This is a genomic window from Bosea sp. 124 (assembly GCF_003046175.1).
Classification (GTDB): Bacteria; Pseudomonadota; Alphaproteobacteria; order Rhizobiales; family Beijerinckiaceae; genus Allobosea.
On sequence record NZ_PZZM01000001.1, the window covers coordinates 5,073,334 to 5,084,808 of the forward strand.

16 protein-coding genes are annotated in these 11,475 nt (G+C 67.4%); 9 read left to right on the top strand and 7 right to left on the bottom strand.

Annotated elements, in window-relative coordinates; all coding sequences use genetic code 11:
* Positions 1 to 26 precede the first annotated feature (26 nt).
* The gene (locus tag C8D03_RS24025) at positions 27 to 260 is read left to right on the top strand and encodes a BrnA antitoxin family protein (protein ID WP_108050334.1); all 234 of its coding nucleotides are present in this window, start codon (positions 27 to 29) and stop codon (positions 258 to 260) included.
* A 79-nt stretch (positions 261 to 339) separates the two neighbouring features.
* Here the strand turns inward: C8D03_RS24025 and C8D03_RS24030 are convergent, their stop codons facing one another.
* Positions 340 to 666, bottom strand: coding sequence for a hypothetical protein (locus C8D03_RS24030; protein ID WP_248308604.1), 327 nt, complete (start codon positions 664 to 666; stop codon positions 340 to 342).
* Positions 667 to 749: 83 nt separating this feature from the next.
* Between C8D03_RS24030 and C8D03_RS26295 the strand changes: the two genes are divergently transcribed.
* Entirely contained in the window at positions 750 to 1,181 is a 432-nt protein-coding gene (locus tag C8D03_RS26295) for a hypothetical protein (RefSeq protein ID WP_146170278.1), read from the top strand.
* Positions 1,182 to 1,526: 345 nt separating this feature from the next.
* On the opposite strand, the gene C8D03_RS24035 is transcribed toward C8D03_RS26295, so the two are convergent.
* Both C8D03_RS24035 and C8D03_RS24040 read right to left on the bottom strand, forming a co-directional pair.
* Entirely contained in the window at positions 1,527 to 2,903 is a 1,377-nt protein-coding gene (locus C8D03_RS24035) for a PleD family two-component system response regulator (RefSeq protein WP_108050336.1), read from the bottom strand.
* 15 nt (positions 2,904 to 2,918) lie between these two features.
* Entirely contained in the window at positions 2,919 to 3,290 is a 372-nt protein-coding gene (locus C8D03_RS24040; RefSeq protein WP_054208871.1) for a response regulator, read from the bottom strand.
* Between the two features lie 143 nt (positions 3,291 to 3,433).
* Here C8D03_RS24040 and C8D03_RS24045 point away from each other — a divergent pair, with 143 nt between their 5' ends.
* Positions 3,434 to 3,724 carry a DUF3572 domain-containing protein gene (locus C8D03_RS24045; protein WP_108050338.1) on the top strand — a complete coding sequence of 97 codons (291 nt, stop codon included), beginning with the start codon at positions 3,434 to 3,436 and terminating at the stop codon, positions 3,722 to 3,724.
* 5 nt (positions 3,725 to 3,729) lie between these two features.
* Positions 3,730 to 5,079 carry a DNA polymerase IV gene (locus C8D03_RS24050; protein WP_108050340.1) on the top strand — a complete coding sequence of 450 codons (1,350 nt, stop codon included), beginning with the start codon at positions 3,730 to 3,732 and terminating at the stop codon, positions 5,077 to 5,079.
* Here the strand turns inward: C8D03_RS24050 and C8D03_RS24055 are convergent.
* Positions 5,036 to 5,872, bottom strand: a complete 837-nt coding sequence (locus C8D03_RS24055; protein WP_108050342.1) for a cell envelope integrity EipB family protein — start codon at positions 5,870 to 5,872, stop codon at positions 5,036 to 5,038. The genes C8D03_RS24050 and C8D03_RS24055 overlap by 44 nt on opposite strands.
* Before the next feature lie 243 nt (positions 5,873 to 6,115).
* Between C8D03_RS24055 and C8D03_RS24060 the strand changes: the two genes are divergently transcribed.
* The 5 genes from C8D03_RS24060 to C8D03_RS24080 all read left to right on the top strand — a co-directional run bounded on the left by C8D03_RS24060 (position 6,116) and on the right by C8D03_RS24080 (position 9,925).
* Positions 6,116 to 6,589, top strand: coding sequence for a RidA family protein (locus C8D03_RS24060; RefSeq protein ID WP_108051954.1), 474 nt, complete (start codon positions 6,116 to 6,118; stop codon positions 6,587 to 6,589).
* Positions 6,589 to 7,368 carry a glycerophosphodiester phosphodiesterase family protein gene (locus C8D03_RS24065; RefSeq protein ID WP_248308605.1) on the top strand — a complete coding sequence of 260 codons (780 nt, stop codon included), beginning with the start codon at positions 6,589 to 6,591 and terminating at the stop codon, positions 7,366 to 7,368. The genes C8D03_RS24060 and C8D03_RS24065 overlap by 1 nt, the downstream gene beginning before the upstream one ends.
* Positions 7,365 to 8,621 carry a GNAT family N-acetyltransferase gene (locus tag C8D03_RS24070; protein WP_248308606.1) on the top strand — a complete coding sequence of 419 codons (1,257 nt, stop codon included), beginning with the start codon at positions 7,365 to 7,367 and terminating at the stop codon, positions 8,619 to 8,621. Before C8D03_RS24065 ends, C8D03_RS24070 begins: the two co-directional genes overlap by 4 nt.
* On the top strand, positions 8,614 to 9,429 hold the full coding sequence (locus tag C8D03_RS24075) for a hypothetical protein (RefSeq protein WP_108050344.1): 816 nt from the start codon (positions 8,614 to 8,616) through the stop codon (positions 9,427 to 9,429). Before C8D03_RS24070 ends, C8D03_RS24075 begins: the two co-directional genes overlap by 8 nt.
* A 67-nt stretch (positions 9,430 to 9,496) precedes the next feature.
* Positions 9,497 to 9,925 (top strand): HIT family protein, encoded by a 429-nt coding sequence (locus tag C8D03_RS24080; protein ID WP_108050346.1) that lies wholly within the window; start codon positions 9,497 to 9,499, stop codon positions 9,923 to 9,925.
* A 36-nt stretch (positions 9,926 to 9,961) separates the two neighbouring features.
* Here the strand turns inward: C8D03_RS24080 and C8D03_RS24085 are convergent, their stop codons facing one another.
* The 3 genes from C8D03_RS24085 to C8D03_RS24095 form a co-directional block, all read right to left on the bottom strand.
* Positions 9,962 to 10,318 (bottom strand): AzlD domain-containing protein, encoded by a 357-nt coding sequence (locus tag C8D03_RS24085; RefSeq protein ID WP_108050348.1) that lies wholly within the window; start codon positions 10,316 to 10,318, stop codon positions 9,962 to 9,964.
* On the bottom strand, positions 10,315 to 11,040 hold the full coding sequence (locus C8D03_RS24090) for an AzlC family ABC transporter permease (protein WP_108050350.1): 726 nt from the start codon (positions 11,038 to 11,040) through the stop codon (positions 10,315 to 10,317). Before C8D03_RS24090 ends, C8D03_RS24085 begins: the two co-directional genes overlap by 4 nt.
* A 156-nt stretch (positions 11,041 to 11,196) precedes the next feature.
* The gene (locus C8D03_RS24095) at positions 11,197 to 11,475 is read right to left on the bottom strand and encodes a hypothetical protein (RefSeq protein WP_108050352.1); all 279 of its coding nucleotides are present in this window, start codon (positions 11,473 to 11,475) and stop codon (positions 11,197 to 11,199) included.

Below are 11,475 nucleotides of genomic sequence, written 5' to 3' on the forward strand. Positions count from 1 at the left end.
ATCGCCTGCGGAAGGACCCTTGCGTCATGAGCATCGACCGGCCACGCCGTCCCGTCAGCGCCCGCGACAAGGCGGAGGCGCTCTTCAGCGCAGCGACGCCGAAGGCCGCCGCACCGGCTCCGCCGCGGCCGGCGGTGCCGGGCGCACGGGAACTCGTCTCGCTGCGCATCGACAGCGACGTGCTCGAACACTTCCAGAGCGACGGCCCCGGCTGGCAGGATCGCATCAACGACGCACTCCGGCGCGCGGCCGGCCTTTAGGCGGCCTGCTTTTCCCGTCGAGCGACAGTGTGGCGAGAGTCCGTCCGATCAGGTCGGCTCAGCCTGACCGGATCCCGCTCTAATAGTACGGCTTCGGCACGAAGAGGCAGAACGGCCGCTGCGACGGCGCGATCACCGTGCCGGTCAGGGTTCCCCCGCTCCGGCAGATGTGAAAGCGTCCGTCCCTGGAGACGCGTGTCGCCTTTTCGGGGACGAAATGTCCGTCATGGGTCAGGTAGCCGCCGGGCACGATGCGCGGATCAGGCTCTCTTGCGTCGACGTCCAGCCCCATGGGCCAGCAATCGCGGTCGCTGCAGCAGTCATAGGGGTACCAACTATGCGCGTAGACAAGCCCTCCACCCCACGGTGACGCCGCGAGGCAGAGCGCCAATGCGAAAATACGCATGGGTCGCTCCAGTGATTGAGGATGTCAGGCCAGCATCTTCGCATCGACAAGCAGGATGCGAATCGTTCTCAGGATATCACGCTGTGCTGGCAGCGGTGATAGCCATGCTGCACCGCAACATGGAAATCAGCCCGACGGCCGGGCTCAAACGGCTGTTTCCGGCATGGTTGCGGCGAATATGTCACTCTCGTGAATGCATATTGATGCCAGGATCGCGGTGCGGGTCGCAATCGGCCGAGACGATGCCCATATCAGGCGTGTTCCTGCCGAATGCCGTCCCAAGGCAGCTTTCCCCTTTCACCGGAATACGCATCGTGATCACCGGCGACAGGCAACCCGAACCGCGCAGCACGCCTCATGGGCCGGGCAGGCGCATGCTGAAGATGCTCGTCGAGATCGACTCTTCGCGCTTCTTGCGCAATCGCGTCGGCGCGGCCATGGCCCTCGCCGGGCTTCTGGCGATCTTCGCCGGCATCGGCTACGGCGTGCCGGCCGTGATCTCGCAATATTTCTGACGGAACGGCCGCGCATTCAGCAAAGGCCGATGGGCAAGAGGTGGCCGGCCGGCGGCGGTTCTGAGGAGGCCAGAGAGTCCGCAACCGGCCGGCCGAGCCCTCCGGTTTCCCAGGAGATGCGGCGGACCTGAGCACCCGAGGGGCGTCGCGAGGCAGCGGATGTCGCTGCGTCGCAGAAACCCTTGCAGCCGGGCCGCGGGCGAATCAATCGAATACGATCGATTCACCAATGTTCATCGATGCTTAACCTTACTGCGTAACCAGTCGAGCCGCGATTACCCAGCGTCATGTTGCCGAAATCGTTCCGGTGCTTGCTGGAAACGCATGCGCCTGATGGGCCAACACTCAGGCTGCGTTGGCAGCCATGACGCGGTTGCGGCCGTTCGCCTTGGCCAGATAGAGCGCATCATCGGCGCGTTTCATGATCTCGGCCGGCGAGGCGTCGCCGGCGCGCCGGCTCGACACGCCGATCGAGACGGTGACGGGAATGGCGCGCGTATCGCCGTGAATGCCGAAGGGCTCGGCCACGACACGCTCGCGGATGCGCTCGGCGACCGCATAGGCGGCATCGAGCGCCGTGTCCGGCAGCACCACGACGATCTCCTCTCCGCCCATGCGGGCGACGAGATCGATGCCGCGGGTGCAGGCACGCACGCGATCGGCGAATTCACGCAGCACCTCGTCGCCGGCATCGTGACCCCAACTGTCGTTCACCGACTTGAAGTGGTCGATGTCGAGCACGAGCAAGGCGAGCGAGCGCGCCCGCAACGCGGATTCGTCGAACATCGCCGCCATCCTTGTGTCCATGTAGCGGCGGTTGTGCAGCCCGGTGAGCTGGTCCATCACCGCCATCTCCATCGAGGACTGCACGCTGTCGCGCAGCTTCTCGGTGAAGCGCTTGCGCCGGACCTGGGTGCGGACCCGGGCCAGGAGTTCATTGCGGTCGATCGGACGGATCAGGAAGTCATGCGCGCCGATCTCGAGGCCGCGCAGGATACGGGTGCGATCCTCGGCCTCGCCCATCATCAGCACGGAGACGTTGCGGGTGCGCTCCAGCGAGCGGAGCTGGCTGCACAGGCGCAGCCCGTCATAGTCGGTCAGGTCGAGGCTGACGATCACGCTGTCGAAATCTCCCTCGACGGCGCGCAGCAGCGCCTGCTGCGGGTCGGCCTCGATCTCAACGACATGAAAGGCCGAGAGCGCGCTTTCCAGGCGCTCGGTCACCCTCGGCCGGTCCTCGACCAGCAGGATGCGACCGTTCAACCCGGTTTCGGAGGCAGCGGCCGCGAGTGGATCGGCAATGCCGAGACGACGCGAGGCCAGCGCCCGGTTGCGCAGCTCGTCCGTCATCGATTTCAGCCGCACCAGGCTGCGGACGCGGGCAAACAGCGCGGTATCGTCGAGCGGCTTGGTCAGGAAATCATCAGCGCCGGCGTCGAGCCCCTTCAGCCGGTCGCCGGGCTGATCAAGCGCAGTGACCATCACGACCGGGATATGCGCGGTCGTCGCCTCGCTCTTGAGGCGGCGGCAGACATCGAACCCGTTCATGCCCGGCATCATCACGTCGAGCAGGACGATGTCAGCCTCGCCACGCTCGCAGATCGCGAGGGCATCGGGCCCGTTGAGCGCGGTCACGACGTCGAAATATTCCGCCGAAAGCTTCGCTTCCAGCAGCTTCACATTGGTGACGATGTCGTCGACGACGAGGACGCGCGCGGACATGGCTGCTCTCAGGGCTCAGGCTGTGCCGGCATAGGCACGGACGGTCTCCAGGAACTTCGCGACCGAGATCGGCTTCGACAGATAGGCCTCGCAGCCACCCTCCCGGATCCGCTCTTCGTCGCCCTTCATCGCGAATGCCGTGACCGCGATGACGGGGATCGATTTCAGCGTATCGTCTTCCTTGATCCATTTCGTGACCTCGAGCCCCGAGACCTCCGGAAGCTGGATGTCCATCAGAATCAGGTCGGGGTGATGCGCGCGGGCCAGCTCGATCGCCTCGATGCCGTCGGCTGTCTTCAGCGTGGCATAGCCATGCGCCTCGAGAAGGTCGTTGAAGAGCTTCATATTGAGCTCGTTGTCCTCGACAATCAGAACCGTCTTCATGATGCCGCCCTTCATTTGCGCCACGGATTCCCGGCACGATCCGGATTGTCCAAGCTGGCGGCCTCGTTCAATGATGCTGCTCTAGCATGCGAGCCGTTGACGAAACGCAAACCCGATCCCGGACTCATCAGGAGCACACGACCGTCATGGCGAGACCGCCCAGCCTTCAGGACGCCGAGACGCTGGCGCTGCGCGCTCTGGGCTTCCTGGCCGCAGAGCCCGAGCGGCTCGAGCCGTTTCTGGCAACGACCGGGCTCGGCCCTGCGACGCTGCGGGCCGCCGCGAGCGACCCCGGCTTCCTCTCGGCCGTTCTCGACCACATCGGCGGCAGCGATTCGCTGCTGCTCGAGTTTGCAGGAAATCTGGGTGTGAGTCCGGAGAGCGTCGCACAGGCGCGTGACCGGCTCGGCGGACCGCATCCCGGCGAGCCGGCTTGAGCCCCATGCAGCCTTCGGCGTCGCGGCGGGTGCTGTGCCGCGACTGCCTGAGCGACCATGACGGCACGGCGTCCGAACCGCGCCGCTGCCCGTCCTGCGGTTCGCCGCGCCTGCTGCGCCACCTCGAGCGCGACCTGTTGAGCCTGGCCCATATCGATTGCGACGCCTTCTATGCCGCGATCGAGAAGCGCGACGACCCATCCCTGATGGACAAGCCGGTGATCATCGGCGGCGGCAAGCGCGGCGTGGTCTCGACCTGCTGCTACATCGCCCGGACCTATGGCGTGCGCTCGGCGATGCCGATGTTCAAGGCGCTCAAGGCCTGCCCCGAGGCGGTCGTCGTCAAGCCGGACATGGCGAAATACGTCGCTGTCGGCCGCCAGGTCCGCCGGCTGATGCAGGAGCTGACGCCGCTGGTCGAGCCGATCTCGATCGACGAGGCCTTTCTCGACCTGGCCGGCACGGAATTGCTGCACCATGCGAGCCCGGCCGTCACGCTGGCGCGTTTCGCCAGGCGAATCGAGAGCGAGGTCGGGATCACGGTCTCCGTCGGACTGTCCTATGCGAAATTCCTGGCCAAGGTCGCCTCCGACATGGACAAGCCGCGCGGCTTCTCGGTGATAGGGCGAGCGGAAGCCGTGGCCTTTCTCGCGGCCAAGCCGGTCGGCCTGATTCCCGGCATCGGGCAGGCCAGCGCCGCCAAGCTCGCCGAGGCCGGATTCCGCCTGATCGGGGATTTACGCGAGGCGCCGGTCGACAAGCTCTTTCGGCTGGCCGGCAAGGACGGGCCGCGGCTGAAGAACCTCGCCAACGGCATCGACCAGCGCCGGGTGACGCCCGACCGGGAAACCAAGAGCGTCTCCACCGAGACTACGCTCGATATCGATCTCGCGCGCTTCGAGGAGCTCGAGCCGGTGCTCTGGCGGCTTTGCGAGAAGACCTCGAAACGGCTGAAGCATCAGGAGCTTGCGGGGAGAACCATCACCCTGAAGCTAAAGACGGCAGACTTTCACTCGATCACGCGCGCCGCCCGCCTCCCGGAACCGACGCAACTCGCGGCGAGGCTTTTTACGGCCGGACGCGACCTGCTCCGGCGCGAATGCACGGGCGCGCGCTACAGGCTGATCGGCATCGGCGCGAGCGACCTCGCCGGCCCCGAGGAAGCCGACCATGGCGACCTCGCCGATGTCGCGACGCCGCGGCTGAAGGCGATGGAGGGCGCGCTCGATGCCTTGCGCGCGCGCTTCGGCGATGCCGCGATCGGCAAGGGGCTGAGCCTGCGCCTGCCGCAGCGGGCTGGCAACGGCGCCGCTACTTCGCGCACTCCGCCTGAGGCAGAAGATCCAGACGCGTGAGCGTGCCGCGCAGCGCGAAGCTGCCGTAGTCGAGCCTCACGGCGCCAGTGACGCCGTTTTCGTAGAGCTCAAAGGAGATCGTGTAGGAAGGCGTCGTTTCGCCCGATCCGACCTTGAAATAGGACATCGTCACCGGCCAGCGCGCCAGCTTCTCGAATTCCGGCCGCAGCAGCGGCGTCTCGACCGGCTTCGCCTCGATGCGCCTGCCGATGACCGAGAGCGTCTCATAGACATCCTTGCCGCCATTGGCGCCGTCATAGAGCCTGACGTTCAGCGTGCTCTGTCCGGCGCGGGCAGCCTGGATCACCGCCTTCATCTGGGCATTGGGAAACAGCGCGCCGATGGCCTCGCGATGGGTCTCGGCCTTGGGAGCGCTCAGCTTGACCTCGTAGCCGTCGCCGGCCTTGCTCGCCATGCCGTCGACCGTCTCGGTCGGGGTGCCGCTGGCCGAGCTTTCGGTCTTGAAGCGGTAGCTCGCGCCGTCGCCGGCCTCGAAGCTCGTGGTGCGCGCATCGATGGTGCGCGGGCCGCGTTCGCCGCTGTCGAGCTGCGTGACCTGGCGGAAGGACAGGGCATAACCCTCGCAGGCATCGCCGGTGAAGTCGAAGGCGATGCGGCCGCGGGCCGATTCGACGTTCTTGGCGGCCTTGCCGTCGTCGAGAACGAGATCGTAGACCGCCCGGTGCGGGACGAGCACGACGCGCCCCGCCGATTGCGGCTGCGCGAAGGCGGCCCCGTTCCAGAGCGCCGCAACGGCGAGGATACCGGCAAGGCCTGGAGCGTTCGTCTTCATGGGGCACGCCGCTTTCGTTTGGTGGTGCGTTGAAGCTAGGTGCATTGCCGCAATGGCGCAAACAAGGCAGCGAGCGAGCGGCATCGCGCCGCCCCTGCAACGGACCGGCCTGCACGGCGTCCGCGCCCGCAGGGCATGGCCACGCGCTTGCGGCTGGGCCGGGCATCGGCCATGAAAGGCACTCAGCCCCTCGGAGAGGCCAAGCCCTCCCGAAAGGCCCTGCCCCCGGTGGAGTTCGCCCTGATGAATGCCGTCGACGCCAAGCTTGCCGAACTCGGCATCACCCTGCCAACGCCGGCCGCGCCGGTCGCCAATTACGTGCCCTATGTGATCACCGGCAATCTGCTCGTGATCTCGGGCCAGCTTTGCTTCGGGCTCGACGGCAAGCTCTCCGACAGCCACAAGGGCAAGCTCGGCGTCGAGGTCTTCAACGAGGCCGGCCTGGAGGCCGCCCGGCTCTGCGCCATCAATGTGCTGGCCCAGGCGAAGGCCGCGCTCGGCGGCGATCTCGGCCGCATCGCGCGCTGCGTTCGCCTCGGCGGCTTCATCAATGCCGCTCCCCATTTCGCCGCCTTGCCGGCGATCATGAACGGCGCCTCCGATCTGATGGTCGCGGTGCTCGGCGACAAGGGACGCCATGCCCGCTCGACCATCGGTGTCGCCGAACTCCCGGCCGACGCGGCCGTCGAGGTCGAGGCCATGTTCGAGATCGCCTGATGCGCGACCGATCCATGCACGAGCACTCCCATTCCGGCCTGGGCTGGCTGATCGCCCGGCCGATCGCGCATCGGGGGCTGCATGACGCGGCGGCCGGCGTGATCGAGAACAGCATCCCGGCAGCGGAGGCTGCGATCGCCGGGGGCTTCGGCATCGAATGCGACGTCCAGCTCAGCGCCGATGGCGAGGCCATGGTCTTCCATGATTTCGGGCTCGACCGGCTGACGGGGCACAGCGGAGCGGCCGCGGCGCAGAAGGCCGAAGCGCTCGCCGCGATCACGCTGAAGGGCAGCGAGGCCAAAATCCCGACGCTCTCCGGCTTTCTCGACCTGATCGCCGGGCGCGTGCCGCTCGTCATCGAGATCAAGAGCCGCTTTGACGGCGATCTCGCGCTGACGCGCCGCGCCGCCGAGATCGTCTCTGGCCGGGCCGGCCAACCGATCGTGTTCAAGTCGTTCGATCCGGAGATCGTCACCGCCCTGCGCGACATCGCGCCTGCGGTGCCCCGCGGGATCGTCGCGATGAACGACTACACCTATGACGACTATGCCCATCTCGATGCCGGCAAGCGCCGCGCGATGGCGAACCTGTTGCATTTCGACGAGAGCAGGCCGGACTTCCTGTCGTGGAAGGTTTCCGATCTGGAGAGCGCCGCGCCCTATCTCTGCCGGAACGCGCTCGGGATGCCGCTGATGAGCTGGACGGTGCGGACGCCAGCGGATCGCGCGATGGCGGCGCGCCATGCCGACCAGATGGTCTTCGAGGGCTTCAAGCCTTGAGTTCGGGCGGGCGCGGCGACCTCAGGGTCCGCGTCGCCACCTCGCTCAAGACCGTGCCGGCCGGCGCCTGGAATGCCTGCGCCAATCCGGCTGCGCTGAGCGAGGTGCTGGGCGCGCCCAGCCGCCCTGCCGAGGCCGTGCAGGCTGGCGCGGACCATGACAACCCTTTCGTCTCGCATGAATTCCTGCGTGCGCTGGAAGAGAGCGGGTGCGTCGGCGGGCGCTCGGGCTGGTCGCCTGCCTATCTCCTCGTCGAGGATGGCGAAGGCGCCCTGCTCGCCGCCGCGCCGAGCTTTCTCAAGAGCCACAGCCAGGGCGAATACGTCTTCGACCATGCCTGGGCGGACGCTTACGAACGTGCCGGCGGGCAATACTACCCCAAGCTTCAGGTCGCGGCGCCCTTCACCCCGGCGACCGGGCCGCGCCTGCTGGTGGCGGATACGCTGCGGGCCGAAGAGGCGCGGGCCGGGCTGATCGCGGGGCTGGAAGCGCTGCGCGGCCAGGCGGAGGCCTCCTCGGTGCATGTCACCTTCGCGCAGGAGCCCGACATCGCGACGCTGCGCGAGGCCGGCTATCTCGAACGGCACGACCTGCAGTTCCACTGGCAAAACGAAGGCTTCGCCGCTTACGACGATTTCCTCGCGACGCTGGCCTCGCGCAAGCGCAAGGCACTGAAGCGGGAGCGGCGCGAGGCGCTGTCCGCCGGCATCACGGTCGAGGTTCTCTCCGGGGGCGACCTGACAGAAGCGGTCTGGGACGATTTCCATTCCTTCTACGAGGATACCGGCGCGCGCAAATGGGGGCGCCCCTACCTCAACCGGGCGTTCTTTTCGGCGGTCGGCGCGGCGATGGGCGAGCGTATCGTTCTGGTGATGGCGCGGCGCGCGGGGCGATACATCGCGGGCGCGATCAATTTCCGTGGCGCCAACACGCTCTACGGTCGCAACTGGGGCTGCATCGAGGACCACCCCTTCCTGCATTTCGAGCTGTGCTATCATCAGGCGATCGACTACGCGATCGCTCACAGGCTCGTCCGCGTCGAGGCCGGGGCGCAGGGCGAGCACAAGCTGGCACGCGGCTACCGCCCGGTCATCACACGCTCGCTGCACCATCTCGCCGATCCGGGATTGCGACGCGCCGTGGCACATTACCTGACAGGCGAACGGCAACAGATCGCGCAGGCGCAGGACGCGCTCGCGGCCGAGAGCCCGTTCCGCAACGCCGGAGACACGGCCGGAGACACGCATGAGTGATGGAGCCGGGCCGGCGGCGCGGGAAAACCCCGCCGCGTTCTCCAGTGATGACGAGCTGGGCTATCTGCGCAGCCGGACGCCGTTTGCGGATGGCGTGCCGCTCACGCTCGATGAGCCCTACCGCCTAGCCCATCTCCCACTGGTGTCGCCGGCGCATCCTGGCGTGATCGCCCGCAAGGACGGCCGCTTCTACGACATGGGCCGGCACCCGACGGTGTTTTCGCTCGTGCTGCCGATCGACGAGGCGGCGCTGGCCGCATCCGCAGCGTTCGCCCGGCTCGATGCGGAGATACGGCGCGCGCCCTTCGCTGCGAAGATCGCCTGGGACATCCTGCCGCGACGGGCGGACCGGCTCCACGCCACGCTGTGCGGCACAATATCGACCGTCGAAGCTCCCGTGATCGACGCCCGCACCCGCGAGGCGGTTTCACGCATCGGGTCGTTCACGGTCGAGATCAGGGGCTTGTTCTCGGGCAACATCAACCGGGGAAGGCTCTATCTGCGCCTCTATCCGGAAAGGCGTGACGGGACGAACCCGATCCACGCGATCCAGACCGCGTTCGGGCGGCAGCCATCGGATCTCTATCTCGTCGGGCTCTACAACCTGGTCGACGATCTCGACGCCGAGGAGACCGCCGTGCTGGCGGCTCTGATCGAGCGCTGGTGGAACGAACCGCTGCTGCGCTTCGAGGCGACAGGCCTCTGGGTACTCGGCGCCCGCGACGATCTCGTGCTCGACGCCGATCTGGCCGAGGTGCTGCCGCTGCATGCGGGTCCTGCCTTATCGATGCCGAGGCTGCGGCCTTGACGTCGGCGGCCGGCTCGCGACAGGCTGACAATCTATCCCGCTCCACCTCGCCCGCCCCGGATTTCGCATGACAGCCTATGACCCCGCCAATGTCTTCGCCAGAATCCTGCGTGGCGAGCTGCCTTCGCACACCGTCTATGAGGATGCCGAGACGCTGGCGATCATGGACATCATGCCACGCGCCGACGGGCATGTGCTGGTGGTCCCGAAAGCTGCGTGCAGGAACGTGTTCGATGCACCGGCGGATGCGCTGCAGGCGGTCGCGCTGACGACGCAGAGGCTCGCACGGGCCGTCACGACCGCTTTCGCAGCGGACGGCGTCACCATCCAGCAGTTCAACGAGGCCGCAGGCGGGCAGGTCGTGTTCCATCTGCATGTGCATGTGATGCCGCGCCATGACGGCGTGGCACTGCGACCGCATACCGGCGCTATGGAGAAGCCAGAGATCCTCGTCGCCAATGCCGAGAAGATCAGGATGGCGCTGACGGGCGGCTGAGCCCGCGTGCGGGGCGTCCGAAACCGCCGGCCCGGCTCAGTTCAGGAGCCAGATTCCGCCCATCAGCGTCGTCTCGCCGGCCAGCACCGCCAGCACGATACGGCTTCGATTGGTGAGGATGATGGCGACGGTCACGGCGAGTGCGCCGACCCGCAACGCCAGCGGTGCGACGCCCAGCACGCCCGGCGGCGCGATGATGAGCTTGGCCACGACGCCGGCCAGCAGCGCCGTCGCCACCGCCCTGACCCAATCCAGCACCGGCGAGTCCGGGGCGACCCGGCGCGCCATCGCGACTGCGAGCCAGCGCCAGATCTCGGTCGGCAGGAAAGCGAACAGCAAGAGCGCGAGATAGGGCCAGAACGGACCGTCGAGCCAGGCGATGGGCTGCGTCATGCCGGCCTCGCCCGCTTGCGCCCGACGGCAAAGGCGATGCTGCCGCCGATCAAGCCGGAGACGATCAGGTCGAAGCCGCCGCCGATGAAGCGGTCCGAGACCGGGGCGAAAGCCAACCCCAGCGCGATGGCCAGCGCATCGCTGCGGACGCGGGCGCCGGCGACCAGCGAGGTCAGGAAGAAGATCGGCGTCAGGCAGAGCAGGCCGGCCGCAAGGGGGATCGGCAGGGCCCCGAGCAGATAATAGCCCGCGAAGGTGCCAATCGCGCTGACCGTCATGCAGGTCTGGCAGAAGCCGATGAAATAGGTGACGCGCTGGTGCGGCGGCACGGCGGGCAGGCGTCGCAGGCCCTCGGCCCAGCCGGTCACGGCGACGTAATGCGCCAGCAGCAACTGCATCCTGATGCCCTGCCCGGGCTTGCGCAGCAGCGGCAGGATCGCCACCGTCATCGGCAGGAAGCGCAGCGAGGCGAAACCGATCGCGATCGCGATCGCGCTCCAGGCGGCGCCCGCGGCGATCGAGGCGAAGAAGATCACCTGGGACGGGCCGGCCCAGACCAGCACGGTCGAGAGCACCGCGACATCGACAGGGTAGCCGACATCGCGCGCCAGCGAGCCGATGCCGACAAGGCCGAAACCGACCATCCAGGCGGGGAAGGACAGTGCATCGCGCATCCCAGCCAGCGCGACGCGCTGCCAGCCCCAATCCGGCGAAACTGTCATGGATGGGTTCGCACGCCTGTCAGATCGCCGCCGGGGAGAAATGGACCGGCGGCGTTCGCCGACCCTGCCGCGGTTCTAGCAAGCTGCGCCGGTCAAGCCGACATGCGGTGCCGCGCGGCGGACCTGCGCCCGCTGCACGGAAGGCGCCGACACCGATCAGCGCCCGCCCTTGAAGACGATGCCGATGAGCTCGTTGCCGAAGTCGATCAGCTCCTTGGGAATGCCGCCGACCGCCTTCACCGCGAGGTAGATCCCGTAGATGAAGGCTGGAACCAGAATCCAGCCCAGCACCTCCTCGAACATCTTGCGCCGGCGCCGGCGCCGGTCGCGCTTCTCGAACCAGCCGAGCTTCTCCCGACGCACCGGAAGAGTCTTTTCCGGAGCGGGCTCCGCCGCATGGGCGAGCAGGGTGTCTGTCTTGCGCCTGAAGAACAC

Coding starts and splice junctions, on each gene's coding strand:
- C8D03_RS24080 (WP_108050346.1), top strand. CDS start 9,497: ATGACAGCCTATGACCCCGCCAATGTCTTCGCCAGAATCCTGCGTGGC.
- C8D03_RS24030 (WP_248308604.1), bottom strand. CDS start 666: ATGCGTATTTTCGCATTGGCGCTCTGCCTCGCGGCGTCACCGTGGGGT.
- C8D03_RS24075 (WP_108050344.1), top strand. CDS start 8,614: ATGAGTGATGGAGCCGGGCCGGCGGCGCGGGAAAACCCCGCCGCGTTC.
- C8D03_RS24090 (WP_108050350.1), bottom strand. CDS start 11,040: ATGACAGTTTCGCCGGATTGGGGCTGGCAGCGCGTCGCGCTGGCTGGG.
- C8D03_RS24085 (WP_108050348.1), bottom strand. CDS start 10,318: ATGACGCAGCCCATCGCCTGGCTCGACGGTCCGTTCTGGCCCTATCTC.
- C8D03_RS24050 (WP_108050340.1), top strand. CDS start 3,730: ATGCAGCCTTCGGCGTCGCGGCGGGTGCTGTGCCGCGACTGCCTGAGC.
- C8D03_RS24055 (WP_108050342.1), bottom strand. CDS start 5,872: ATGAAGACGAACGCTCCAGGCCTTGCCGGTATCCTCGCCGTTGCGGCG.
- C8D03_RS24060 (WP_108051954.1), top strand. CDS start 6,116: ATGAATGCCGTCGACGCCAAGCTTGCCGAACTCGGCATCACCCTGCCA.
- C8D03_RS24065 (WP_248308605.1), top strand. CDS start 6,589: ATGCGCGACCGATCCATGCACGAGCACTCCCATTCCGGCCTGGGCTGG.
- C8D03_RS24025 (WP_108050334.1), top strand. CDS start 27: ATGAGCATCGACCGGCCACGCCGTCCCGTCAGCGCCCGCGACAAGGCG.
- C8D03_RS24035 (WP_108050336.1), bottom strand. CDS start 2,903: ATGTCCGCGCGCGTCCTCGTCGTCGACGACATCGTCACCAATGTGAAG.
- C8D03_RS24045 (WP_108050338.1), top strand. CDS start 3,434: ATGGCGAGACCGCCCAGCCTTCAGGACGCCGAGACGCTGGCGCTGCGC.